We start from the raw sequence: 23,141 nt of genomic DNA, 5'->3' as shown, positions 1-23,141 counted from the left end.
GTGCGGGCTGGGATGCTGCCCGGATGGAACAGACGATCAGTTATCTGCGCGGCGACGCCACCGCGCCGCAGGGCAAGGGCGTGCGGATCATCGCGCACGTCTGCAACGACCTCGGTGGGTGGGGCAAGGGATTCGTGCTCGCGCTGTCGCGGCGGTGGCCCGAACCGGAGGCCGCGTACCGGCGGTGGCACCGGGAGCGGGCGGGGAACGACTTCGGGCTCGGTGCGGTGCAGTTGGTGCAGGTCGAGTCGTACCTGTGGGTGGCGAACATGGTCGGCCAGCGCGGCATCAGGACCGGCCGCTCCACCGGCGTCCCCGTCCGCTACGAGGCCATCGACACCGCTCTCGGCACGCTCGGCGGCCATGCCCGCCGCCTCGGCGCCTCCGTCCACATGCCGCGGATCGGGTGCGGGCTGGCGGGCGGACGGTGGGAGCGCGTCGAGCCGCTGGTGACCGCGCGGCTCACCGCGCGCGGGACGGCCGTGACGGTCTACGACTTCTGACGCGCCTTCAAGTATGGGGCCGGTGTGGGGTGTTGACCGGGTGGCGGCGGTCTGCCTAGGTTATCTTTGCTTGCAAACATAATCCGGGAGTGGGGGACAGCCATGGACGAGAGCTTCAACCAGCGGGTCATCAGGAAATTCCGGGCCCAGGGCGGACACGTCGAGGACTTCCCCGCGATCCTGCTCCTCACCACCGCCGGACGACGCACCGGCCAGCCCCGCACCACACCGCTCGTCTACCACCAGGACGGCGGCCGCTACCTGGTGTTCGGCTCCAACGGGGGCGACGCCGCGCACCCCCAGTGGTACCGCAACCTGATCGCCGCGGGCGGCGGCACCGTCGAACTCCCCGACGGCGAGGGCGGGGTGACCATCCTCTCGGTCCGCCCCGTCGAACTCGGCCCCGCCGAACGCGACCACCAGTACGCCGAACAGGCCCGCCGCGTACCGTCGTTCGCCACCTTCGAGGAGCGCACCGACCGCACCATCCCGGTCCTCGCGCTGCACCCGCTCGACCTCTCCGCCGACCCCGCACTCGCCGGCCGGGTGATCGAGCAACTCCGGCTCCACCACGAGGACCTGCGCCGCCAGCTCGCCGAGCTGCGCACCCGCCTGGACGGCGCCGGCCCCGTGCCCGGACCCGACCTCGCCGCCCAACTGCGCGAGCACTGCCTGAAGTTCTGCTACGGCCTCGGCATGCACCACACCCGCGAGGAGGGCGCCTTCACCGCCTTCGAGCAGCAGTACCCCCAGCTGATCCCGGCCCTCGCCCGGCTGCGCGTCGAACACCGCACCGTCGCCGAAGCGCTCACCCGCTTCGAGGAGCGGCTGGCCGCACCCGGCGTCGAGGTCGCCGAGCTGCGCGCCGAACTCGACCGGCTCACCGACGGCCTGGAAGCCCACTTCGCGTACGAGGAGACCCACCTGCGGCCGCCGTCCGCCCCGCACCCGCCGCGCTGACCGGCCCGTCCGGTACGGTGAGGGCCGGCGGCCAGGAATCGGACAGCGCTTGGAGGTTGGATGGCCCGCGCGGAGTCCGAGCAGGAGCGGGACGGCGGCCTCACCGCGCCGGATGACGGTTTGACTGCGCCGGATGACGGTCTGGCCGACGCCGGCCTGACCGCGCCGGACGCCGTCCGGGCCATGCTGCTGCTGATGCCCCGGGTGGCGGCGCGGGTCAAGCGGATCGCCGTTCCCGACGCGCTGGCCGGCTTCCAGCTCGCGCCCCGGCACCTGTCGCTGCTCTCGTACCTGGTGTACGACGGCCCGATGCCGGTCGGGACGCTGGCCGCGCGGCTCGAAGTCGCGCCCACCACGGTGAGTTTGATGGTCGGCGACCTCACCCGTCAGGGCGTCCTGGAGCGCTGCCCCGACCCCTCGGACCGCCGCCGCACCATCGTCTCGCTCAGCTGCGACCCCGCGACCCGCACCGCGATCGAGCGTTGGCTCGCCAACGGCGCCGCCGCCTGGCAGGCCGCGTTCGCCCCGCTCACGCCCGCCGAACGCGCGCTGTTCGTCCGCACCATGACCGCCTACGAGCAGGGCGCGGCGGGCGAGGCAGGCTCGGCGGGCTCGGCGGGCTCGGACGGCGAGTAGGGCGGTGGCGGCCAGGGGCCGGCCAGCAGGCGGCGGGCCTCGGTGACGGCCGCGCGGGCCAGGTCGGTGCGGCTGAGGGCGTCCGGGGAGAGGCGTTCCGGGCCGAGGTCGATCAGTGGGCGGAGCGATTCCGGGTAGGCGAGTGGGGTCCAGCCGCCGTGGGTGATCACGCTGATGCCGGTCGAGGCGCGCAGGCCGCCGTCCACGATCAGGCGCAGCCACCAGCGGACCAGTTCCCAGCGGGCGCGCTCGTACGGCAGGTCGGTGTCGTCGGCGGGGAGGGAGTCGGAGAGCCGCAGTTCGGCCAGCACCTGTTCGAAGAGGGGTACCGCCTGGTCGTGTTCCTGCTCCGGGAGCCGGGCGAGGCGCGGCAGTGAGGGCGCGTCGACGCCGAGTGCGTCCGCCACCAGGCCCGCTGTGATCAGCTGATCGTCGTACACCTGGCGGCCCACCAGCCGTTCCAGCGCCAGCATCCGCAGGTACTCCACCGCCTCGGCCGCGGTGGTGGCCGTCGGATCGTGCGGGGTGGTGACGGTGCTCTCCGGATCGCCCACCACGAAGTACGACCAGAACGGGACGGTGAAGACGGGGCGCGTCTTGCGGTTGCCGGGCATGTTCGTGAACTCGACGCGCAGCCAGTCGGCCAGGTCGTGGCCGTACTCGATGATGTCGGTCTGGTACACCGACAGCACCGGGTGCCCCGGCCCGGACGGCGCCGGCGGCAGGTAGCGGTGGCCATGCAGCGGCACCAGTTGCGGCACGGACGCCAGCGCGGCCCGGGCGACCCGCTCCCGCTCCGACGCGTCCTCCGGCCGCGGACCCCAGCGCGGATACCAGAACCCGTTGCTACGGACGTCGAACAGCGTGCCCTCGACCGGCCAGGCGAGTTGCTCGCGCAGTGCCTCCGGATCGCCGTGCCGCCAGTCCGGCCAGTGCGGTCCGGTCGGCAGGCCCGCCGCCAGGAACACCCGGTGGTCGGGCGCGAACCGGAACCCGAACCGGGCCTCCACGGCGTCCAGTTCGCGGTCCGTCAGCCCCGGCTCGACGTTCCGCAGCGGGCGTTGCCAGATCCTGGCCGTCTCGATGCTCGGCACCGTCATCGTGCGCCCTTTCTCCTCGATCGCGCTCACCGTATCCGCCCCGACCGGCGGTTTTACGGCCGGTGGGTCTGGTCGTAGGTGGCGGTGAAGTCCCTGACCAGCCCGGAGAGGCACTCCCAGCGGATGGCCGCCGGGCCGCTCGTGGAGTCGATGAGGGCGATGAGGCGATCGGCCGACTGCCGGTCACGGGGCGGGAGATGGCGGGGAGAGCGGTGAGGAGTTCGTGGGCGGGTCGGGTGCTGACGGACCGGGCGATGTCGGCGGCCGGGATTCAGGCCGCGTCGTCGGAGTCGGTGGCCGCTGAGGAGCCGGGGGCGAGCTGGACCGCGCCCATGCAGATGATCAGCCGGACGTCCTCGGCGGTGGCGTCGGTGTCGAACTGCCAGAGCTCGCACCGACGCCCGAACCTGGCGAGGGTGGCAGGGGCGCTCCGCGCCGTGGGCACGATGCGCTCGGCGACGGCGCCGTCGGACTCCCGGAGTAGCGGGTTCACCGCACTCGCCTCTCCACCGACCGCGGGCCGGGACGATGACCGGCCCGCGGCGGGTGTTCCGTCAGTCCTTCACCCGGCCCTGCAGGGCTTTCGACAACTCGGCGATACAGGCGGCGAGTTGGGTGTTGGTCAGCTGGCTCGGGTCGCCGCCGCAGTTGGCGGTGGGTTGGCCCGAGGGCTGGGGCTGGGGTTGAGGCTGGGGTTGGGGTTGGCCGCCCGGGGCCGGGATCTGGCCGGTGAGGGAGACCAGGTTGGGGGTGACGGTGGCGTCGCCGGAGAGGTCGATGTAGTCCTGGGTCTGGCCGCTGAAGTCCACGAAGCCGCGCCACATGTCCCGGCCGAACGGGATGATCTCCTGGAGTGCGCCGCCCTGGCCGGCGCTGATGGTGATCGAGGTCTGCTGCGCCATGTAGGAGACCATCCGGCTGGCCAGCACGTCCAGGTTCACGGCGGGGGCGTCGTCGCTGCGGACGTACACGTGCAGGTCGTTGAGGCCGCCGCCGGCCCGGTCCGCCTGGAGGACGGCGAACGCCACCACCAGCTGGGAGGAGCTCTCGCGGGGGACCAGTGGCGTCACGTAGTACAGGTGGCCGTCCGCCTTCGAACGGAGCAGGAACTCACCGGGGTTGGTGGCGTTGGTGCCCGCCGAGGTGTGCGCGAAACCGAAGCCCTGGTCGTCCTTCGCGCCGCGGCCGCCCAGCCACTGCACCTCGTGGATCTGCGAGCGCACCACCGACGCCGGGTACACCGCCCCCGGCAGCTCGCCCGGTTCGACCTGCGCCCGGTACGTCACGTCGGGCTTCCCGTTCGACGACCCGCGCAGCACCAGCACCCCGGCCGGGGCCAGGACGGTGCGCTGCTTCCAACCGGTCTCCCGGGCCACCGAGATGACCACCACCGGCTGGGCGGTACGCGGGTCGGGGCCGTCGCAGTAGCCCCAGATGTCCTGGTCGCTGTAGACCAGGCCCGGGAACCTCTCGGCGAGCAGGTTGCGCAGGCTGACCGCGCCCGTCCCGCCGAACGCCCGGTTGAACGCGTGGTCGCCGCGGAACGCGCAGCTGACCACCGAGTTGGACTTGCCGTCCCAGACCGCGACGCCCTCCATCGGCTGCTCGCCCGAACCGTCCAGCACCGCAGTCCACGCGCCGCCACTGGCTGCGCCGGGCAGGTAGTGCAGGCTGTGGTTCATCAGGTGGACGCCCGAGGAGAGACCGGCGCTGTCCGTGAGCGCCTTGGTCGCCGCCGCGTACGAGGCGGTGCGCGCCTCGAAGTCGAAGGCCGGCATGGACGCGGTCTTCACGCAGGCCGGCACGTCCGCCGTACCCACCAGATCGCACCGGCTGCCGTCACCGGGCCGGGAGTGCTCCGTCACCGGCAGCACCGAACGGGGCGGCGTGGAGCCGCCGGCCGGCACGTCGAGAATCGTCGCCGTCGCGTAGAACCGGCCCGCGTCCTTGTCGTTGTCCCACACGCCCGTGCCGGCCCGCACCAGCGAACCGACCAGTGCCAGCAGCACCACCGAGACGGAGAGCACCGACCGCCAACCGCCGAAGGGCACCCCGGACTCGTCCACGATGTAGACCACCGCCCAGACCGTGCCGCACAACCCCACCGCGATCCAGAACCAGAACAGCGGCGCGGCATCGACCAGCCCGCCGTGCGGGAAGAACTGCCGCTTCAGCCACAGCGCATAGCTCTGGTCCTGCTGCCCGAACCCGCCGAACACCGCATGCTTGACCACCCACACCAGCCCGGCGGTCAGTGGCATCCACAGCCACCACACCGCCAACCCCACCGTCGCCGACCTGATCTGACGCTGCATCTCCGGCCCCCTCCCGTTCGCCCCGGACCTTCCCCGCTTCGCGGACCCGCCAAGCCTGCCACGTGCCCCCGACAGCACCTGCGGCCGGCCGGTGGCGGATGTTGTGGAGGATTTCGGGGGTTCGTGCCAGCCGTCGCGGGGCGGGCGGCGATTCAGCGCGGAGCGGGCACCGGCTGCGGGCCGTTCGTCATGAGGCGCCCGCCTTCTCGCGCAGGAGTTCCCTGGTGATGCTGTCGAGCCGCGCCGCGGCGTCCTTGTCGAACGCAGGGCGCAGCAGGCTGAGGGGCGTGCCCTCCGCGAAGGCGCTCAGCGGCTCCCGAGGCGGGGAGTCGAGGATCTCGAGGATCGGCGGGACGGTGAACTCGACCGGCTGCGCGGCCCGCTTCATCCGGTCGATGTGCGCCGCGGTGACGGCGTCGAACTCGCCCGCGAAACCGGTGCGCGTCCCACCGGGGAACAGCAGCACGTACCGGGCGCGACGCGCGCTCACGTCCTCGGCGAACGAGACACCGAGGAGGTCGTTGAGCCGGCCGCCCTGGAACATGGCCGACCAGCCGTCGTAGCCCCGTTCGAGCCCGAGGTCGTTCCAGTGGATGCCCGGCGCCCCCACGCCGGGACCGGCGATGTTCATCACGACCGGCGTCTCGGCCTTGTTCATCAGGTCGGCCAGGCCGTACCCGAGCAGGTACCGGCTGAGGTAGTAGAGCGCGAAGTTGTGCTCGATCCCCTCGGAGGTGACCAGCCGACGGCTGCGGAAGTACCGCGCGCACAGCACGAGTACGTCCACCGCCTCGAACCGGTCCTTGATCTCCGCGATGACGCGCCGGTTCTCGCTGACGAGGCTGAGGTCGGCCTCGATGAAGAAGGCGCGGTCGGCCGCGCCCGACTTCTGCGCCGCGTCGAGGTACTTCTTCCCCTTCACCGGGTCCGGAGCGATGACGACCACCTGGTCGCCCCGGCCGAGACAGGTGTTGGCGAGCGCCTGCCCGATACCGGAAGTGCCCCCCGTGACAACAACGGTCTTCACGTGATCCTCCTCGGAACACCGGGTCGTGAGGTTCTGCGCAGCAGAAGAGATCCCGCCCTGGACGGGACGAGTCGCGTTCCTACTGGACGTTGTTCCTACTGGACGTTGTTCAGTTCCTGCGCCGACGAGGCCGCCGGAGCCGCCTCGCCCTCCACCGCCGGTGCGGGACGCATCCGGGACGCGAGGACGAGCGTGAGGACGACGACCACGGCCATGGCCAGGAAGGCGTCGGAGTAGGCCGAGCCGTGGTGGCCGGAGAAGAGGGGGTTGATGGCGTCGCTGCCGCTCTGCTGCCTCGCGGACACCAGCACACCGAACACGGCCGGGCCGGTACCGGCCCCGAGGAACTGGGCCCCCTGGAGGATCCCGAGGCCGGCACCGACCTGCTCGGGGGGCAGTTCGCTCGCCGCGGCGCCGATGATGGTGGTCATCACGAACATGAAGCCGATGCTCAGCCCGAGGATCCCGGCACCGGCGAAGACCACCGAGGAGCCGCCGGCGAAGGACGAGAGGAACAGCGAGAACAGGCCGATGAGGCCGAGCCCGAGGAGCACCAGGACCCGCGCATCGACGCGGCCGGCGAGGCGTCCGATCCACGGCGAGAGGAGCGCGGTCACGACGCCGGCCGGGATCATGACCAACGCGCCCTTGCCCGGGGTGAGTTCGTTGACCTCCACGAGCAGCAGCGGGACGAACACCAGACCGCCGAGATTGACGGCCATCGCCAGGAACGCGACGAGGATGCCGGTCCGGTAGACGCGGTCGGTGAACAGCGACGGCGGAACGAACGGCTGGTCGACCCGGACGGTGCGCACCCCGAAGACCAGGAGCGCCGCGACGGCGACCAGCAGGCTGCCCCAGGACAGCGGGTCGGTGAAGCCGGAGACCTGCGCCCGGGTCATGCCGAACAGGACGAGACCGGCCCCGAGGCCGAGCAGGACGCCGCCCGGGAGGTCGAGTCGGCCCGAGCCCTGCGGAGCCTCGTCCGGGAGTACCCGCAGGGCCGGGACCAGCAGCAGCGAGACCACGAGCGTGATCCAGAACAGTGCGGGCCAGCCGAGCGCCTCCCCGATGCCGCCGCCCAGCGCCGGCCCGGCGGCGGTGCCGACGCCCGCACCGGCCGAGACGACGCCGATCCCGGCACCGCGCCGCTCCGGCGGCAGCAGCGTCGTGACGGCGATGACCGACAGCACGGGGATCGCGGCCGCGCCGATGCCCGTCACGATCCGCCCGGCCACGAGCACGGCCAGGTTCGGCGAGAGCGCGCAGATCAGGCTCCCGAGGGCGTAGCCGAGGAGCGCGAACGCGAAGAGCCGGCGCAGGCTCACCCGGTCCGAGATGCGGCCGTACAGGGGGATCCCGACGGAGAACATCAGCAGGAAGCCGGTGACGACCCAGGCGAGTTCCGCCTCGGAGGCGCCGAACTCGGACCCGATCGTCGGAAGCATCAGGTTGACCATGTCGCTGGCCATGACCGTGACGAGGATCGCCGGCATCAGGACGGCGAGTAAGCCCATCCCCGAGCCGGTCCGCCCGGTCGTTGTCGACGTGGAAGTCATTCGAGGCCCTTCGGGTGACTTACCGCCACCATGATAGTTACAGTTTGGGCAAAAAAGCGGCGGAGGCACTGCCTCCGCCATCGATCAGCTGGTGACGCGTTGCGCGAGCTCGCGCTCACTGGCCAGCACTTGCCGGACGAGGTGGGCGATCGTCGTCCGCCCGAGCCGTTCCTTCATGGCCCGCTCCGCGTCCTGGAACTCCGCCTCGAGCAGCTTCTGCATGTTCCGCCCCACCTCGCACTCGGCGCTCGGCGGGTGCGGGTGCCGCGACAGGATCGGCCCCGCCTCCACCGCCGTGTAGGCGTCGTAGAGCGTGATCTCGCGGGCGGGCCGGGCGAGCGACCAGCCGCCGTTGCGCCCCTCGGTGGACGAGACCAGGCCGGCGTCCCGCAGGCTGCCGAGGATCCGCCGCACCAGAACCGGATTGCTGGCCAGGCTCTCCGCGATCTCCGCGGATGTCAGCGAGTGGTCCCAGCGCCCCAGCATGGTGAGTGCGTGGATCGCCACCGCGCTCCTGCTGCTGATGCTCACCGTGATGATCCCCTCGCGACGGTCGCCTCACCGATCCAACTGCAACCACGCTAGTAGCGGTTCGATCCGGACGTCAATCCGCTGCGCGGCCGTCACCGCCCGGCGGACCATGCTTCGCGGCGCGGCCGGCTGCGGCCGAGGACTGGACCGACGCCGCTGTGGACGCCCAGCAGGCCGGGCTGTGGGTACTGACCGGGACGGAGCGGAGCGACCTCGCCGAGCGGACGCTCGTGGGGCTGCCGACCCGTCACCCGCCTCCAACCGTCAAACCGCCCGCAAGATCCTGTCGGCACTCACGGGCGGCTGATTCTGCATCTCACTTCCCTAACCCCGGACAAGTGCGGACAGGGAATCCGCGTCGGCCGGGGAGTCGGCGACCACGGCGAGCAGCGAACCGTCCGCGAAGACCAGGTCCACCCGCTCGGGCTGGCGGGAGCGGCGGACGCCGGTGCGGTGCAGCTCCGCGCGGCCGAAGGCACCCATCAGCTCACCGTTGTCGTGGTCCACCAGCAGCACCCGCCGCTCGGTGACCGCCAGCAGCGCCCGGTTGTGCCGAAAGGCACGGTGGCGCAGCGGCCCGGTGCGGACCGCGATCACGAACCGACCGGCCAGCGAACCCCATCCGCCCACGAGCGGCCTGCCGTGAAGCGCCCGGCGGAGCCCCTTGAAGCTCTTCTCGAACAGCGCCTCGCCGAGCTCCTCGACCCAACCCGCCACGTTGAGCAGCTGGAACGGCAGCAGGAGGACGGTCAGACAGCCCCGCCCCTTGCCGGGCCGGGCCGGCTCGCGGCCGGGCACCGGCGGCTTCTCGACCCGGTACCGTCGGGGAAGCTCCCGCCGGACGTACGGGTCGAGCCCGAGGTCGCAGACCCCGAACAGCCGCTCTCCCGGCTCCAGGTGCGCCTCCGGCAGCCGCATCCAGCCCACCAGGTGTTCGCGGTACGCCTGTTCCGCCTTGGGACCCCGCCGTGCCATCAGCCGAACGCCTCCTCGATCCGGGTCTTCGGCACCCGGTAGGCGGGCGCCGGCTTCTCGCCGTCGAACTGTTGGGTCACCGCCAACGCCGCCCGACCGGCCTGGCCCTCACCGGCAACAACGACCGGGACCAAGTCCGGAGCCACCAAGGTCCGGTGAGGCAGCGGCAACCTCACGTGAGACAGGACAGCGCGGTGGGAAATTAAATCGCTTGGCGGGGGCGAAGGGCGGTTGCTAACGTACGGATCACCGTGACAGGACGCGAGGAGGTGAACACCCATGAGAGCTGGACCAAGGTGGGTGCTCCCCCTTTTCCTCACGGTGTGCGGCTGATTGAGCTGCTGTCGGGAGCGCCTTGGTATGCAGGCACTTTCGAAGGGCGACAGCCATGAACACTGTGATGATTTCCCGGGTCGACGAGGCCCAGTGGCAGGCGGTGGCGGACGAGCGGATCGTCGGCCACGGTGATGTCTCCGAGCGGCCCGACGGCCGACTCTTCGTCAGTATCGACGTGTGGCAGGACGAGGCGTTCGAACCGCTTGCCGAGGCGATGCTGGGCGAGCTGTCGGGCACCGTGCTGCACACGCTGGTCGGCGGCGGGGACGCCGAGCTGGCGTCCCGTTGGGAGCGGGCCGGGTTCGCCGTCGGGCGGCGTGAGTGGGAGTACCTGCTGCCCACCCGCACGGACGGTGGCGGTCAGGCCCCGGAGGGCGTGACGATTCTTCCTGCCGGTACGGCCGACGAAGGGCTGCTGCGTGAGCTCGACCGTGAGGTGCGGGCACAGGTCGAGGCTGAAGTCGGCTGGCACACGATGCCCGTCGAGCTCAGGTCCGGCCCGGCGGGGGACACGTTGGTGGATCCTTCGCTGTACGCCGTCGCCCTGGTGGACGGGCAGTACGCGGGGCTGATCCGGGTGGTGTCGCGGGGCAGGCGGGCCCGGATCGGGCTGCTCGCCGTGCGTGCCGAGTACCGGCGGCGCGGGGCGGGGCGGGCCCTGCTCGGGCACGCGCTGGCCGCGCTCGACGAGGCCGGCATCGAATCCGCGTGGACGGAGATCGACCAGGCCAACACCGCCGCCACCACCCTGTTCGAGCACTTCGGTGCCCGGCGCACGGGCCACCTCGCCGAACTGGTGCGCCGCCCGCACTGACACCGGCACCACCCACCACATTTCGCTTCACCGACTCGAGAAACGAGCTGTCTTGCCGCGTATCGCCAAAGGCCTGGAAATCGAGGGCACCGTACTGGAGTGCCTGCGCAACGCCACCTTCAAGGTGGAACTCCAGAACGGCCACCAGGTGCTCGCCCACATCAGCGGAAAGATCCGCAAGAACTACATCAAGATCCTCCCGTTCGACCGCGTGCTGGTCGAGGTCAGCCCGTACGACCTGACCCGAGGCCGGATCCTGTTCCGCTACCGCAACTGACTCGCCGTCGGGCAGTGGCCGCCACCCCGGCGTGTGCGAAGGCGCACATCGGGGTGGCGGCCGTTGCCCCCGGGCGGGGGAGGGTGACAGAGTGCCGGGCATGGAAGAGTCGCAGGTCAGGACGGGGACGCGGGGCGCGCGCCCGGAGACGGTGTTCGACTGGGTGGACGCGGCGGCCGCCGAACGGGAGGCCGCCGGGCTGACCAGGCGGCTGCGCAGCCGTCCCGCCGAGGACGAGGTGCTCGACCTCGCGTCCAACGACTACCTCGGGCTGACCAGGCATCCGGCGGTCACGGGCGCGGCCGCCGAGGCCGCGTTGCGCTGGGGCGGCGGGTCGACCGGATCCCGCCTGGTCACCGGCACCACCGCGGCGCACACCGAACTCGAGCGGGAACTCGCCGAGTTCTGCGGCTACGAGGCGGCCCTGGTGTTCTCCTCCGGCTACACCGCCAACCTGGCCGTGCTCACCGCACTCGCCGGCCCGGACACCCTGATCGTCTCCGACGCCCACAACCACGCCTCGCTGATCGACGGCTGCCGCCTCGCCAAGGGCCAGGTCGCCCGGGCCCGGCACTGCGACCCGCAGTCCGTCCGCGAAGCGCTCGCCGTCCGCACTCAGCGGCGCGCCCTGGTGGTCACCGACTCGGTGTTCTCGGTCGACGGCAACGCCGCCCCGCTCGACCAACACCTGGAAGCCGCCCGCGAGTTCGGCGCCGCACTCGTCCTCGACGACGCCCACGGCCTCGGCGTGCTCGGCCCCGGCGGCGCGGGCGCGGGAGCGGCCTTCGGCATCGCCGGCCAGCCCGATGTGGTCGCCACCGCGACGCTCTCCAAGTCGCTCGCCTCCCAGGGCGGCGTGGTGCTCGGCCCCGAACGGGTGATCCGGCACCTGATCTCCGCCGCCCGCACCTTCATCTTCGACACCGGCCTCAACCCGGCCGCGGTCGGCGCCGCCCTCGGCGCGCTGCGCCTGCTGCGCGCCGAACCCGGCCGGGCCGACGACGCCCTCCGGGTGGCCCGCGAACTCTCCACCCGCCTGGCCGAGTTCGGCCTCGACGCCACCGCACCCGACGGCGCGGTGGTGTCGGTGCGGGCCGACGACCCGGAGCACGCGGTGCGCTGGGCCGCCGCCTGCCGCGACGAAGGACTCGCGGTCGGCTGCTTCCGCCCCCCGTCCGTCCCCGACGGCGTGCCCCGGCTGCGCCTGACCGCCCGCGCCGACCTGACCGACGATCAGATCGCGTTCGCGGTCGGCGTGGTGGTCAAGACGCGATAGGCCCGGTCAGTTGAAGACGACCTGGTCGACCCTCCAGAACGCCGAGTTGGTGCCGGTGCAGCGGAACTGGAAGCGCGCCGTGGACGCGCCCGCCGGAACGGTGACGGCCAGGTGCTCGACGGTGTTCAGATCGGCCCGGCAGGACTTGACCAGCTGCGGGGCGCCGTTGTCGAACACCACGTTCGGCCGATCAAGTCGCGCTCGGGGCGGTCGAGACCGCAGAGGAGCGCCGTCTCGGCACCCCGCCCGCTCTTCCGATGCTGCTGCTCCACCGCCGCAGCCGCGACGACGCCGGCCGGCCGCTGGAGCTGGTTCGTGCGCTGTATCGCGGCGATCGGTTCAGCTTCACGCTCGACCTGACCGCTCCGACGACGGATTGACGGGGCGTCGGCTCGGCTTCGAGTCTTGACCGCGTCCGGCCAGCGCTCTAGCTTCCTGGGACGGTAAGGAATACTTCCTAACTGTTGGGAGCTGCTGATGGTCACGCCCAGGAGACCAGCCCGACGCGCCGCCCTCGGCGGCCTTCTCGCCGCCGCGCTCACTGCCACCCCGCTCACCCTCGCCGCCGGCCCCGCGCAGGCCGCCACCACCGGAGTGGTGCGGATCGATCAGGCGGGGTTCCTGCCCGGCGAGGCGAAGCAGGCGTATCTGATGACCAGCGCCGCGGTCTCGTCCGCGAGTTACAGCGTGGTCGATGCGTCCGGCGCCACCGTCAGGACCGGCACTGTCGGTACGACCAGTCTCGGTTCGTGGAACACCGCGTATCCGGCCGTCTACCCGATCACCCTCACCGGCCTTACCGCGCCCGGTACTTACCGCGTGGTGGTCGCCGGCGGTGTCAGCGCCACCTCGCCGAACTTCAAGGTCGCCGACCCGGCCGCGCTGTACGGCAAGTTCGTCGCGGACGGTGTCACCTTCTTCCAGACCCAGCGCGACGGCGCCGACACCGTCGCCGGCCCGCTCGGCCGGAAGCCGGCTCACCTGAATGACGCGAGCGCGAACGTCTACGCCGTCCCGTCGTTCCAGAGCGGTGGTTCCGACGTCATCACCAACAGCGACCTGTCGAAGATCGCGGGGCCGGTGAACGTCAGCGGTGGGTGGTTCGACGCCGGTGATTATCTGAAGTTCACCCACACCACGGCCTATGCGGACGCCGTCCTGCTCGCCGCCCAGCGGGCACTCGGCAGCGGCGCGCCTGCCGCACTCGGTGCGGAGGCGCAGTTCGGTGCGGCGTGGCTGAACCGGATGTGGGACCAGTCGAGCAAGACGTTGTACCTGCAGGTCGGTATCGGGTCCGGCAATGCGAGCGGCAGCTTCGTCGGCGACCACGACCTGTGGCGGCTGCCCGAGAGGGACGACTCCGACAGTGCGTCCGCCGACCGTTACGCCGCCGCGCACCGGCCGGTGTTCCGAGCCAACACGCCCGGCGGGCAGGTCAGTCCGAACCTGGCCGGGCGGGTCTCCGCCGCGTTCGCGCTGGCCGCCCAGGTGAACACGGCCACCAACCCGACCCAGGCGCAGGCGTACTACCAGGCCGCGACCTCGCTGTACGCGCTGGCGAACACCTCCGCCCCGCCGAACCCGCTCACCACCGCCGCGCCGAACGACTACTACCCGGAGTCCACCTGGCGCGACGACATGGAGTTCGGTGGCGCCGAACTCGCCCTCGCCGCCCAGCAGTTGGGTCAGAACGCCACGCCTTATCTGACCGCCGCCGCCAACTGGGCCAAGGGCTACCTGGCCAATGACAAGGGTGACACCTTCAACCTGTACGACACCAGCGCGCTCGCCCACGCCGACCTGATCCGGGCCATCGCAGGTGCGGGCAACCCCGGCGGGCTGGCCGTCAGTTCCGCCGATCTGGTCGCCGACCTGAAGCGGCAGACCAAGACCGGCGCCGACCGCGCCGCCGCCGACATCTTCCACGCGGGCGGGGTCTACACCGACTTCGACGCCGACTCGCACAGCTTCGGCCTGCTCGCCACCGAGGCGCTCTACAAGCAGGCCAGCGGCGACACCTCCTTCGACAACTACGCCACTCAGCAACGCAATTGGCTGTTCGGCGCGAACCCGTGGGGCACCAGCTTCATGGTCGGCGAAGGCGCCACCTTCCCGCACTGCATCCAGCATCAGGTCGCCAACCTCAATGGCTCCACCGACGGGACGGGCGCCATTCCGATCGGCGCGGTGGTCAACGGGCCCAACGCGTCCAGCATCTTCAGCGGCGGACTCGGCAGCTACCAGGACGGCATGAAGGCCTGCCCGCCCGGCGGCGCCGACCCGTTCAACGCGTTCACCGGCCACAGCAGCCGGTACGTGGACGACGTGCGCTCCTGGCAGACCTCCGAGCCCGCCATCGACATGACCGGTTCCGCGATCATCGGCGCCGCCCTACAGCAGGCCGTGAACGCGCCCACCACCCCTGGCAGCTCCGGCAGTTACGAGGCCGAGGCCACCGCCAACACCCGCACCGGGCGGGCCGCCGTGATCGCCTGCGCGGACTGCTCCGGCGGGAACCGGGTCGGCTACCTGGGCACCGTCACCGCCGGGACGGGCGCGCTGACCGTCAACGGCATCACCGTCGCCACTGCCGGGACGTACCGGGTGCAGATCGCCTACACCAACGGGTCGGCCGGCGCCCGGACCGCCGAACTCTCCGTCAACGGGGGCCCGGTGCAGAGCGTGAGCTTCGCACCGACCGGGGCCTTCACCGCGCCCGGCACCGTCACGGTGGCGCTCGCGCTGGCGGCGGGCAGCAACAGCGTCACCTTCGCCAACCCGTCCGGCGCCGCGCCCGACCTGGACCGGCTGGTGGTGCCAGGCACCCCGGGGTGACGTCCCGGGGTGCCGGCGGAGCAGTGGGGCTGTCAGGCGGGGATGGCGGAGCTGTCCGGCCGGGATGGCGGAGCTGTCAGGCCGGGATGGTGTAACTGTCGCCGTACACCTGCCAGTTCAGCGGGGGCTGGAGGTCGAGGTTGCCGGCGCGCAGGAAGACCCGCTGCTCGGTGTCGATCCTGGACGTGTTGCGGTTCGGGTTGCCGGCCAGCATGTAGGCCTTGCGGGCGTCCAGGAAGGCGTCCAGGTAGGCGGTTTCGTCGCCGCCCTTTGCGGGCGTCCTGGCCTTGGTCTGGGCGGTGGCGCGGATCGCGGCGAAGCCCTGCGGGCCGTGCACCACCAGCGCGTCGTAGTAGGCGAATTGGCCGAGCGCGTGCAGCCCGTCCGTCTTGGCCTGACTCACCGCGGGAGTGAAGTACTGCCGGTCGCGTTCCTCGTTCTGGGCCTGCTGGAGCGCCGGGTCCTGCGCGGCGCGCTGCCAGTCGCCGACGAAGGTCGGGTCGAGGCCCTGGTGCGAGGGGCTGCCGTCGAGCAGCGCCAGCGCCGGCAGGTACTTGGCGAGGATGTTGCCCGGCTTGAGGGCGGTGTAGCGGGTGATCACGTCCGCCAGGTCGCCGGTGCCGGAGCAGAAGCCGATGATTCCGGCGGTGTAGCCGTTGCCGTCGCCGATGTCCTCGATGTACGGGTACTGGGAGCGCCAGTCGAGGGTGGAGTTCTCGGCGCTGGAGACCAACTCCTGCGCGTACTCCTTCCACTTCGGGTCGGTGAGGTCCGGCCGGGTGGTGGCGGGCGCGGTGGTCGCTGCCGCGGTCGGCGACGGCTTCGGCGCCGCCTGGTAGGCGGCGGTGGCGGTGCCGGTCGCGCTCGGGAGGGCGGTGGAAGGGGAAGAGCCGGGTGCGGACGGGAGCGCGGTCGCGGACGGTGAGGTCGACGAACTCGCCGCCGGGGAAGGGGAGTTCGATATGGATCCGGCGGTCGACGGCGGGGCCGAGGCCGCGCCGTGACGCCGGCCGGTGGCGGCTTCGCCCTCGGGGCCGACCACGGCGATGCCCGCGGTCACTGCCGCGGCCACCCCCACGGCCAGCGCCACCTGGACGGGCCGCGGCCCTCTACCGGATCTGGTGCGGTTCGCGCCGCTCTGCATGGGTCGGGCTCCGTTTCCTGTCGGCTACCGCCCCGCCCGGGGGAGCGGGGTGACGGTCGGCCGGACCAACAGCCGTCGCACGTCCGAAGGTTCCACCCACCGGCTCGGGACGTCCGGATCCGGACGGGCCCTGACGTTATCTCAGAAACGGAACGACGTCTTCCCGACCCAGCCTTCGGTCAACTCCTGAACGGCCGCGCCGTCCAGGTCGGACAGCTTGGTGCCGACGAAGCCGCGGGCCGACTCGGAGGTCTGGATCCGGAACGGCGGCCGCTCGGCGGTGAGCGCCGCGACGATCGGGGCGGCCGCGTCGGCGGGGCTCTGTGCGTTGCCGAACGAGGCCCGGGCGCGATCGAGGTACGCCTCCATGGCCGGGGCGTACGGGCCGGCCTCGGCCAGCATGGCGGGAATGTCGAGCTGCTGGCTCGCGACGAACTCGCTGGCCACCGCGCCCGGTTCGACGACGGTCACGCTGACGCCCGCACTCGCCGCGACCGGGGCGAGCGACTCCAGGAAGCCTTCGGCGGCGAACTTCGCCGCGCAGTACGCCTCGTTGAACGGCTGCCCGACCACACCGCCGACACTGGTCACGGTGACCACCCGGCCGCCGGAGGCCCGCAGGTGCGGCATGGCCGCCCGGGTCGCCTCCACCACGCCGAAGAAGTTCACCTCCATCGCCCGGCGGAACGGCTCGGTGCCGCTCTGCTCGACGGTGCCGACCACCCCGGCACCCGCGTTGTTGACCAGCGCGTCCAGCCGCCCGTGCTCGGCCACCACCTCTGCCACGCAGTCGGCGACCGAGGCCGGGTCGGTGACGTCCAGCGTCTTCACCTGCACCCGCCCGGCCACCCCCGCCGCCTCGGCCGCCTCGCGCAGCGGACCGGCCTTCGCGGGGTCGCGCATGGTGGCGACCACCTGGAAGCCCGCCGAGGCGGCGGCGACGGCGGCGGCCAGGCCGATGCCGGACGAGGTGCCGGTGATCAGAACAGTGCGGGTCTCGTTCACGAGGGGCCTCCATATGCGTGTGTGTGCACACACCATAGGAGTGTGTGTGCGCACACGCAAATTGGTACGGTGGGGGAATGAAGCGCTCCGACCTCAGCCTGGGGGAACTCACCGCCCGCGACCACGCCTTCTACGGCCTCGTCTGGGCCGGCGTGACCCTCACCGCGCAGGCCGACCGGGCCCTGCGGCGCGCGCACGACCTGCCGCTGTCCTGGTTCGAGGTGATGCTCTGGCTGGACGGCCAGGACGGGCCGGTCGCCGCCTCCGACCTGGGGGAGAAGACCCTGCTGAGCCGCAGCCAGGTCTCCCGCGTCACCGACGCGCTGGTGGCACGCGGCCTGGTCGAGCGCCTCCCGTCGCCGACCGACGCCCGCTCCGTCCGGATCGCGCTCACCGCGGCCGGCCGCGACACCTTCGCCGAGGCCGACGCCACCCGCCGCGCCGCGCTCGCCGAGTCCTTCGACGACCGGCTCGACGACCGGGACATCGAGGCGCTGGAGCGGATCTGGGCGAAGCTCAAGCGACGCGAGCGGTCGTAGGCGCCGCGGGCGGAGCGGTGCCATGGGCGAATCGGTTCCGCGTTCCTGTGCGGACTATTGACGGGTATGGTCAACGTCCTTAACTTGAGGCGGACACTTCACTCGCCCGCACCCCCGGAGCGTCCAGTGTCCGCAGGTTTCAGCCGGAGAATCGGCCTGTTCCAGGCCACCGCGATCAACATGAGCCAGATGTGCGGGATCGGCCCGTTCGTCACCATCCCGCTGATGGTCGCCGCGTTCGGCGGCCCGCAGGCAGTCATCGGGTGGATCGCCGGCGCGCTGCTCGCCCTGGTCGACGGCCTGGTCTGGGCCGAACTCGGGGCCTCGCTGCCCGGCGCCGGCGGTACCTACGTCTACCTGCGGGAGGCGTTCCAGTACCGCACCGGACGGCTGATGCCGTTCCTGTTCGTGTGGACGGCGATGCTGTTCATCCCGCTCATCATGTCGACCGGCGTGCAGGGCCTGGTGCAGTACCTCACCTACCTGTGGCCGGGCATGACGACCGTGCAGGGCGACGTGGTCGGCGTCGCCGTGCTGGCGCTGGTGGTGCTGCTGCTGTGGCGCAAGGTCGAGAACATCGGGCGGCTGACCGTCGCGCTGTGGGGCGTGATGATCGTCTCGGTGGGCGCGGTGATCCTCGCCTCGTTCACCGACTTCCACCCCTCGATGGCCTTCGAATGGCCCACCCACGCCGTCGAGTTGACCCACGGACAGTTCTGGATCGGCTTCGCTGCCGGCCTGACCGTCGGCATCTACGACTACCTCGGCTACAACACCGCCTCCTACCTCGGCGCCGAGATCAAGAACCCCGGCCGCACCATGCCCCGGGCGATCATCCTCTCGATCCTCGCCATCATGACCATCTACCTGCTGATGCAGATCGGCGTGCTCGGCGTCGTCCACTGGCAGGACATGCTCGACCCGGACAACGTCGCCTCAAAGTCCGTCGCCGCAGCCGTACTTGAGCACACCTGGGGCAAGGCCGCCGCCGCCACCGTCACCGGACTGATCCTGATCACCGCCTTCGCCTCCGTGTACGCCGGACTGCTCGGCGGCTCCCGGGTGCCCTACGACGCCGCCCGCGACGGCATGTTCTTCCGCGCCTTCGGCCGGCTCCACCCCCGGCACGGCTTCCCCGTGCTCGGCCTGCTCACCATGGGAGCCGTCACCGCCGCCGGCTTCCTGATCGCCCGGCACCTCGGCAACTCCGCCGCCCACCCGCCGCTGACGGTCCTGATCACCCTGCTCACCACCGTCATGGTGATCGTCCAGGCACTCGCCCAGATCGCCGCCGTCACCGTGCTGCGCCGCCGCCAGCCGACCCTCGCCCGCCCCTACCGGATGTGGCTCTACCCGGTGCCCTCGGTCGTTGCCGCGATCGGCTGGCTGGTCATCTACGGCTGGGCGGACCGGGCCAACCCCGGTATCCACCCGATCGAATGGTCGCTCGCCTGGGTCGCGCTCGGCGGCGCCGCGTACCTGGTCTGGGCGAAGCTCGAACGGGCGTGGCCGTTCGGGGAGAAGGAGATCCGCGAGGAGTTCCTGACGGCCCAGCAGCACCCGGCCGCCGAGCCGCCCGCGTAGTCAGCCGTCGGTGTCCCAGTTGCACTTGGAGGCGAGCATCTTCTTGAGGACGGCGTCGCTGTTCCCGGTGAGGACGGGGCGCCAGGTCTCCAAGTCCCAGGTCGGGCCGCCGAGGTGGCCGCCACTGGTGTCGGGGTAGGAGAACTCCGCGTGGCACAGCAGCTGTTGGTACGTCGAGTTCTGCGCGGTCTGGGTGGCGCCCGGGAACATCCGGGTGTTGGACCACACCTGCCGCCAGTCCTCGTTCACGTCGCTCGCGGCGTCGTCGCCGCCCAGCACCTTCTTGAACGCGGCGGGCGTCGGGGTGACGTGGACGGACGTGTAGCGGCTGTCGTTCCAGTTGACGTAGACCTCGGTCTTGGACACCCACTTGGTGTTGGTGATGCCGCCGTAGCCGATGCACGCGGACTGGCAGGCCTCGAAGGCGTCGGCCTGACCGCCGCTCCACAGCAGGTACTTGCCGGACTGGAAGTCCTGCCGCACGCCCTTGTTGTCGTCGACGTTGCCGCCGACGTTTCCGGTGCTGTACTCGTCACTCGTGGGGTAGCCGTACGTCCCGCGCTCGTACCCGTACTGCCCCCACCACCAGCCGATGTTGCCGTGCACCGCGTGCGCGCCCGTGCCGGGGGACCAGTACACCGTCGCGCCCTGGAACTGCTGGCGGACGCCGACCCCGTCGGGGTTCTTCAACTCGTCGCTGAGCGGGTACCCCAAGTACCCTCCCTCCCACCCGAGTTGGCCCCACTTCTGCCCGATGAGCCCCCACACGGCGTGCGCCCCGGTGGCCGGGCTCCAGTAGATCGAGCCGTTGTCGAACACCTGCCGGCGGCCGACCCCGTCCGGCAGCCCGAGTTCCTCGCTCCTGGGACAGCCGAGGGCCTGCCGTACGCCGGGCGCCTGGGTGTACTCGGTCCAGATCGCGCCGTCGACCGAGTAGGTGCCGCAGATGACTTCGGTGGCTGCGGGGGTGGCCTGGATGGTCGTCAGCAGGGAGACGCCGGCCGCGAAGGCGGCGAGGGTGGCGAGGAACCGCGGAGCTGCTGGTCCGTTCATGACCAGCAGTATCCGTGGAGGTGGATGGTGTACGCAGGATCAGAAAGAGCCAAAGTTCGCGGTCACTTGAGAATCTGCCGGGGTGGGGCCGGCCCGGTGAGCGTGTGCATGGACGGAGCCGGACGGCGGTGGTCTACGAGGGGCTCGACCGGTGGGGGCTCGGGTTGTCGCTGCGCTGAATGATTCGGCAACTCGGCAACTCGGCAACTCGCAGGGTCGACGCGCGCAGGGGCGACGCGCCGGGGCAAAGCGCACCCTGACAGCGCCTCAGGGGTCGCCCCGTGAAAGGCCAAGGATCACCCTTGCGTCGCCCTTGTGGGGTCGGCGAGGGAGTGTCGCGGGAGCCCCCGGTGGATCTAGCGTCCTGCCGCCGAGCCGAATTCGGCCGCGACACCACACCCCCTCGGTGTCGGCGGCCGTCCCCCACCAACGACCCCGGCTCGGTGGGAGGAATACCCGATGAACCGCAAGACCGCCCTGGCGGCAGCTGTCGCGGCCGCCCTCACCCTGGGCACCGCCGCGATGGCCACTTCGCAGAGCGTCGCGCAGGCCAGCCCCACCACCAAGCCCGGTGCCGGCTTCCAGGCGATGAGCACGACGGGCCGGCTCGCGGCCATGGAGCAGGCCGGAAAGGAGGCCCCGGCCGTGGCGAAGGCGCTGGGCCTCGGACCGGACGAGCGCCTGCTGGCCAAGGACGTCCTGGTCGACAACGACGGTGCCCGGCACGTGCGTTACGACCGCACCTACCGCGGCCTGCCCGTGGTCGGCGGCGACCTCATGGTGCACCGCGCCGCGAACGGCAAGGTCACGTCCACCACTTGGGCGCACGAGGGTGCGCTGAAGGTCGCGGGTGTGACGCCCAAGCTCTCCACGCAGGACGCGTCGAAGGCCGCCGAGCGCAGCGCCAAGCACGTCAAGCAGGCCCGCACCAGCAACCTGGACAGCAGCCAGCTGGTGGTCTGGGCGGTGGGCAAGGTCCCGGTGCTCGCCTACCGCAGCACCGTCACCGGCGCGGGCGAGGCCGGCGCGAACACCCGTGAGGCGGTCCTCGTCGACGCGGCAAGCGGCGCCGTCCTCGACCAGTACGAGGTCAACCCGGAGATCTCTGGCACCGGCAACGGCGTCAACGTCGGCCAGGTCTCCCTGGAGACCAGCCAGGGCGGCAGCGGCTACACGCTGACCGACGCGCTGCACGGCTCCACGGTCGTCTACGACTCGTACAACAGCCCGCAGTCCAACCCGGCGCAGAACGCCCGCACGTTCAGCAAGTCCACCAACTCCTGGGGCAGCGGCTCCACTTCGAGCCGAGAGAGCGCCGCCGTGGACGCCTCCTACGGTCTCGCCAAGACCTGGGACTTCTACAAGAACACCTTCAACCGCAGCGGCATCCGCAACGACGGCCGCGGCGCGCCGGCCTACGTGCACGTGGACAACCAGCTGCTGAACGCGTTCTACGACGACAGCTGCTTCTGCATGTCGTTCGGCGACGGCTCCTCGCAGAACGGCAACACGCCGCTCACCGCCCTCGACGTGTCCGGCCACGAGATGAGCCACGGCGTCACCGCCGCCACCGCCAACCTGAACTACTCGGGCGAGTCCGGCGGCCTGAACGAGGCCACCTCGGACATCTTCGGCACCATGGTCGAGTTCTACGCCAACAACAGCACCGACCCCGGTGACTACTACATCGGCGAGAAGCTGCACATGGGCAACGGCTACCTGCGCCGGATGGACAACCCGGCCGCCGACGGCAACTCGCTGTCCTGCTACAGCAGTCGGGCCGGCTCGGTGGACGTGCACTACTCCTCCGGCATCGCCAACCACTTCTTCTACCTGACCGCCGAGGGCACCGGCGCCAAGACCATCGGCGGCCTGTCGCACAACGGCACCCCGTGCAACGGCGACAACTTCAACGGCATCGGCAAGGACAAGGCCGCCGCCATCTGGTACCGCGCCCTGACCACCTACATGACCTCCACCACCAACTACTCCTCGGCCCGCACCGCCACCCTGCAGGCCGCCGCCGACCTGTACGGCGCCAACTCGCAGGAGCGGTACATCGTTTCGAAGGCCTGGGCCGCCGTCTCGCTCGGCACCGCCCTGCCCGACCCGGGCGGCTCTACCGGCAGCCCGAGCCCGTCCCCGTCCGGCTCGCCCACCGGCAACCCGAACCCCGGAAACGCCCTCACCAACGGCGACTTCGAACAGGGGGCCACCGGCTGGACGCAGAGCGCCAACGACATCACCAACTCCAACCAGCAGACCCCGCACGGCGGTTCCTGGTACGCCTGGATGATGGGCTACGGCTCCGCCAACAGCGAGACCCTCTCGCAGAGCAATATCGCGGTGCCCGCCACCGGCAGCCCCAGGCTCACCTTCTGGCTGAAGGTCACCACCGCGGAGACCGGCACCACGCCGTACGACACCCTGAAGGTCAACGTCAACGGCGCCACCCTGGCCACCTACTCCAACGCCAACGCCAGCGCCGGATACGTGCAGAAGACCATTGACCTGAGCGCCTACCGCGGCCAGACCGTCAACCTTCAGTTCGCCGGCCAGGAGGACGCCTACCTGGCGACCACCTTCCTGCTCGACGACGTCAGCATCGGCTGACCAGGCCACCTGCCCACTGCCCGGTCGGCCCCCGATCGGCCAGTCTTAAAGGGGACTTA

Annotated in this window: 22 protein-coding genes and 1 pseudogene; 11 read left to right on the top strand and 12 right to left on the bottom strand. The window is 71.3% G+C overall.

Annotation, left to right across the window (positions count from 1 at the left end; all coding sequences use genetic code 11):
• Positions 1-23: 23 nt before the first annotated feature.
• From ACIHEI_RS26840 to ACIHEI_RS26830, 3 genes are all read left to right on the top strand, one after another.
• The gene (locus tag ACIHEI_RS26840; protein ID WP_396608392.1) at positions 24-503 is read left to right on the top strand and encodes a macro domain-containing protein; all 480 of its coding nucleotides are present in this window, start codon (positions 24-26) and stop codon (positions 501-503) included.
• A gap of 102 nt (positions 504-605) precedes the next feature.
• The gene (locus ACIHEI_RS26835; protein ID WP_396608391.1) at positions 606-1,463 is read left to right on the top strand and encodes a nitroreductase/quinone reductase family protein; all 858 of its coding nucleotides are present in this window, start codon (positions 606-608) and stop codon (positions 1,461-1,463) included.
• 183 nt (positions 1,464-1,646) lie between these two features.
• Positions 1,647-2,099, top strand: a complete 453-nt coding sequence (locus ACIHEI_RS26830; protein ID WP_396608448.1) for a MarR family winged helix-turn-helix transcriptional regulator — start codon at positions 1,647-1,649, stop codon at positions 2,097-2,099.
• Here the strand turns inward: ACIHEI_RS26830 and ACIHEI_RS26825 are convergent.
• The 8 genes from ACIHEI_RS26825 to ACIHEI_RS26790 all read right to left on the bottom strand — a co-directional run bounded on the left by ACIHEI_RS26825 (position 2,036) and on the right by ACIHEI_RS26790 (position 9,752).
• Entirely contained in the window at positions 2,036-3,199 is a 1,164-nt protein-coding gene (locus ACIHEI_RS26825) for a hypothetical protein (RefSeq protein ID WP_396608390.1), read from the bottom strand. The genes ACIHEI_RS26830 and ACIHEI_RS26825 overlap by 64 nt on opposite strands.
• A 271-nt stretch (positions 3,200-3,470) precedes the next feature.
• The gene (locus tag ACIHEI_RS26820) at positions 3,471-3,692 is read right to left on the bottom strand and encodes a hypothetical protein (protein WP_396608389.1); all 222 of its coding nucleotides are present in this window, start codon (positions 3,690-3,692) and stop codon (positions 3,471-3,473) included.
• 61 nt (positions 3,693-3,753) lie between these two features.
• Positions 3,754-5,514 (bottom strand): hypothetical protein, encoded by a 1,761-nt coding sequence (locus ACIHEI_RS26815; RefSeq protein ID WP_396608388.1) that lies wholly within the window; start codon positions 5,512-5,514, stop codon positions 3,754-3,756.
• A gap of 187 nt (positions 5,515-5,701) precedes the next feature.
• Entirely contained in the window at positions 5,702-6,541 is an 840-nt protein-coding gene (locus ACIHEI_RS26810; protein WP_396608387.1) for an SDR family NAD(P)-dependent oxidoreductase, read from the bottom strand.
• A gap of 95 nt (positions 6,542-6,636) precedes the next feature.
• The gene (locus tag ACIHEI_RS26805) at positions 6,637-8,100 is read right to left on the bottom strand and encodes an MFS transporter (RefSeq protein ID WP_396608386.1); all 1,464 of its coding nucleotides are present in this window, start codon (positions 8,098-8,100) and stop codon (positions 6,637-6,639) included.
• Positions 8,101-8,184: 84 nt separating this feature from the next.
• Entirely contained in the window at positions 8,185-8,631 is a 447-nt protein-coding gene (locus ACIHEI_RS26800) for an RrF2 family transcriptional regulator (RefSeq protein WP_387641097.1), read from the bottom strand.
• 324 nt (positions 8,632-8,955) lie between these two features.
• Positions 8,956-9,606, bottom strand: a complete 651-nt coding sequence (locus tag ACIHEI_RS26795; protein WP_392951400.1) for a hypothetical protein — start codon at positions 9,604-9,606, stop codon at positions 8,956-8,958.
• On the bottom strand, positions 9,606-9,752 hold the full coding sequence (locus tag ACIHEI_RS26790; protein ID WP_396608385.1) for a hypothetical protein: 147 nt from the start codon (positions 9,750-9,752) through the stop codon (positions 9,606-9,608). The genes ACIHEI_RS26795 and ACIHEI_RS26790 overlap by 1 nt, the downstream gene beginning before the upstream one ends.
• Before the next feature lie 242 nt (positions 9,753-9,994).
• Between ACIHEI_RS26790 and ACIHEI_RS26785 the strand changes: the two genes are divergently transcribed.
• The 3 genes from ACIHEI_RS26785 (at position 9,995) to ACIHEI_RS26775 (ending at position 12,309) form a co-directional block, all read left to right on the top strand.
• Entirely contained in the window at positions 9,995-10,756 is a 762-nt protein-coding gene (locus ACIHEI_RS26785; RefSeq protein WP_396608384.1) for a GNAT family N-acetyltransferase, read from the top strand.
• A gap of 52 nt (positions 10,757-10,808) precedes the next feature.
• The gene (gene infA / locus ACIHEI_RS26780) at positions 10,809-11,033 is read left to right on the top strand and encodes a translation initiation factor IF-1 (protein ID WP_043911924.1); all 225 of its coding nucleotides are present in this window, start codon (positions 10,809-10,811) and stop codon (positions 11,031-11,033) included.
• Positions 11,034-11,133: 100 nt separating this feature from the next.
• The gene (locus ACIHEI_RS26775) at positions 11,134-12,309 is read left to right on the top strand and encodes an 8-amino-7-oxononanoate synthase (protein WP_387641110.1); all 1,176 of its coding nucleotides are present in this window, start codon (positions 11,134-11,136) and stop codon (positions 12,307-12,309) included.
• Between the two features lie 6 nt (positions 12,310-12,315).
• On the opposite strand, the gene ACIHEI_RS26770 is transcribed toward ACIHEI_RS26775, so the two are convergent.
• A complete protein-coding gene (locus ACIHEI_RS26770; protein WP_396608383.1) occupies positions 12,316-12,489 on the bottom strand; it encodes a hypothetical protein in 174 nt (57 codons plus the stop codon).
• Positions 12,490-12,542: 53 nt separating this feature from the next.
• Between ACIHEI_RS26770 and ACIHEI_RS26765 the strand changes: the two are divergent.
• Positions 12,543-12,689 (top strand): annotated as a pseudogene (locus tag ACIHEI_RS26765) (UTRA domain-containing protein); the annotation flags it as partial.
• Positions 12,690-12,786: 97 nt separating this feature from the next.
• The gene (locus tag ACIHEI_RS26760; RefSeq protein WP_396608382.1) at positions 12,787-15,144 is read left to right on the top strand and encodes a glycoside hydrolase family 9 protein; all 2,358 of its coding nucleotides are present in this window, start codon (positions 12,787-12,789) and stop codon (positions 15,142-15,144) included.
• A gap of 76 nt (positions 15,145-15,220) precedes the next feature.
• On the opposite strand, the gene ACIHEI_RS26755 is transcribed toward ACIHEI_RS26760, so the two are convergent.
• Together ACIHEI_RS26755 and ACIHEI_RS26750 are read right to left on the bottom strand one after the other, a co-directional pair.
• A complete protein-coding gene (locus tag ACIHEI_RS26755) occupies positions 15,221-16,108 on the bottom strand; it encodes a chitosanase (RefSeq protein WP_396608447.1) in 888 nt (295 codons plus the stop codon).
• A 321-nt stretch (positions 16,109-16,429) separates the two neighbouring features.
• Complete coding sequence (locus ACIHEI_RS26750) at positions 16,430-17,293, bottom strand: SDR family NAD(P)-dependent oxidoreductase (RefSeq protein WP_396608381.1); 864 nt, start codon at positions 17,291-17,293, stop codon at positions 16,430-16,432.
• Positions 17,294-17,370: 77 nt separating this feature from the next.
• Here ACIHEI_RS26750 and ACIHEI_RS26745 point away from each other — a divergent pair, with 77 nt between their 5' ends.
• Together ACIHEI_RS26745 and ACIHEI_RS26740 are read left to right on the top strand one after the other, a co-directional pair.
• Positions 17,371-17,832 carry a MarR family winged helix-turn-helix transcriptional regulator gene (locus ACIHEI_RS26745; protein WP_392951418.1) on the top strand — a complete coding sequence of 154 codons (462 nt, stop codon included), beginning with the start codon at positions 17,371-17,373 and terminating at the stop codon, positions 17,830-17,832.
• A gap of 66 nt (positions 17,833-17,898) precedes the next feature.
• Positions 17,899-19,416 carry an APC family permease gene (locus tag ACIHEI_RS26740; RefSeq protein WP_396608380.1) on the top strand — a complete coding sequence of 506 codons (1,518 nt, stop codon included), beginning with the start codon at positions 17,899-17,901 and terminating at the stop codon, positions 19,414-19,416.
• Here the strand turns inward: ACIHEI_RS26740 and ACIHEI_RS26735 are convergent, their stop codons facing one another.
• The gene (locus tag ACIHEI_RS26735) at positions 19,417-20,469 is read right to left on the bottom strand and encodes a DUF2599 domain-containing protein (RefSeq protein WP_396608379.1); all 1,053 of its coding nucleotides are present in this window, start codon (positions 20,467-20,469) and stop codon (positions 19,417-19,419) included.
• A 459-nt stretch (positions 20,470-20,928) separates the two neighbouring features.
• Here ACIHEI_RS26735 and ACIHEI_RS26730 point away from each other — a divergent pair, with 459 nt between their 5' ends.
• Positions 20,929-23,082 carry a M4 family metallopeptidase gene (locus ACIHEI_RS26730; RefSeq protein WP_396608378.1) on the top strand — a complete coding sequence of 718 codons (2,154 nt, stop codon included), beginning with the start codon at positions 20,929-20,931 and terminating at the stop codon, positions 23,080-23,082.
• The last annotated feature ends 59 nt before the right edge of the window (positions 23,083-23,141 follow it).

Source organism: Kitasatospora sp. NPDC051984 (assembly GCF_044593455.1).
Classification (GTDB): Bacteria; Actinomycetota; Actinomycetes; order Streptomycetales; family Streptomycetaceae; genus Kitasatospora.
Note: the sequence above shows the minus strand (reverse complement) of the source record. Positions and strands in the feature narration are given on the sequence as shown.

Excerpts from the sequence above, each read along its gene's own strand:
- ACIHEI_RS26730 (WP_396608378.1), top strand. The coding sequence starts at position 20,929 with ATGAACCGCAAGACCGCCCTGGCGGCAGCTGTCGCGGCCGCCCTCACC.
- ACIHEI_RS26815 (WP_396608388.1), bottom strand. The coding sequence starts at position 5,514 with ATGCAGCGTCAGATCAGGTCGGCGACGGTGGGGTTGGCGGTGTGGTGG.
- ACIHEI_RS26825 (WP_396608390.1), bottom strand. The coding sequence starts at position 3,199 with ATGACGGTGCCGAGCATCGAGACGGCCAGGATCTGGCAACGCCCGCTG.
- ACIHEI_RS26775 (WP_387641110.1), top strand. The coding sequence starts at position 11,134 with ATGGAAGAGTCGCAGGTCAGGACGGGGACGCGGGGCGCGCGCCCGGAG.
- ACIHEI_RS26785 (WP_396608384.1), top strand. The coding sequence starts at position 9,995 with ATGAACACTGTGATGATTTCCCGGGTCGACGAGGCCCAGTGGCAGGCG.
- ACIHEI_RS26760 (WP_396608382.1), top strand. The coding sequence starts at position 12,787 with ATGGTCACGCCCAGGAGACCAGCCCGACGCGCCGCCCTCGGCGGCCTT.
- ACIHEI_RS26835 (WP_396608391.1), top strand. The coding sequence starts at position 606 with ATGGACGAGAGCTTCAACCAGCGGGTCATCAGGAAATTCCGGGCCCAG.
- ACIHEI_RS26805 (WP_396608386.1), bottom strand. The coding sequence starts at position 8,100 with ATGACTTCCACGTCGACAACGACCGGGCGGACCGGCTCGGGGATGGGC.
- ACIHEI_RS26735 (WP_396608379.1), bottom strand. The coding sequence starts at position 20,469 with ATGAACGGACCAGCAGCTCCGCGGTTCCTCGCCACCCTCGCCGCCTTC.
- ACIHEI_RS26840 (WP_396608392.1), top strand. The coding sequence starts at position 24 with ATGGAACAGACGATCAGTTATCTGCGCGGCGACGCCACCGCGCCGCAG.
- ACIHEI_RS26795 (WP_392951400.1), bottom strand. The coding sequence starts at position 9,606 with ATGGCACGGCGGGGTCCCAAGGCGGAACAGGCGTACCGCGAACACCTG.
- ACIHEI_RS26830 (WP_396608448.1), top strand. The coding sequence starts at position 1,647 with ATGCTGCTGCTGATGCCCCGGGTGGCGGCGCGGGTCAAGCGGATCGCC.
- ACIHEI_RS26745 (WP_392951418.1), top strand. The coding sequence starts at position 17,371 with ATGAAGCGCTCCGACCTCAGCCTGGGGGAACTCACCGCCCGCGACCAC.
- ACIHEI_RS26740 (WP_396608380.1), top strand. The coding sequence starts at position 17,899 with ATGGTCAACGTCCTTAACTTGAGGCGGACACTTCACTCGCCCGCACCC.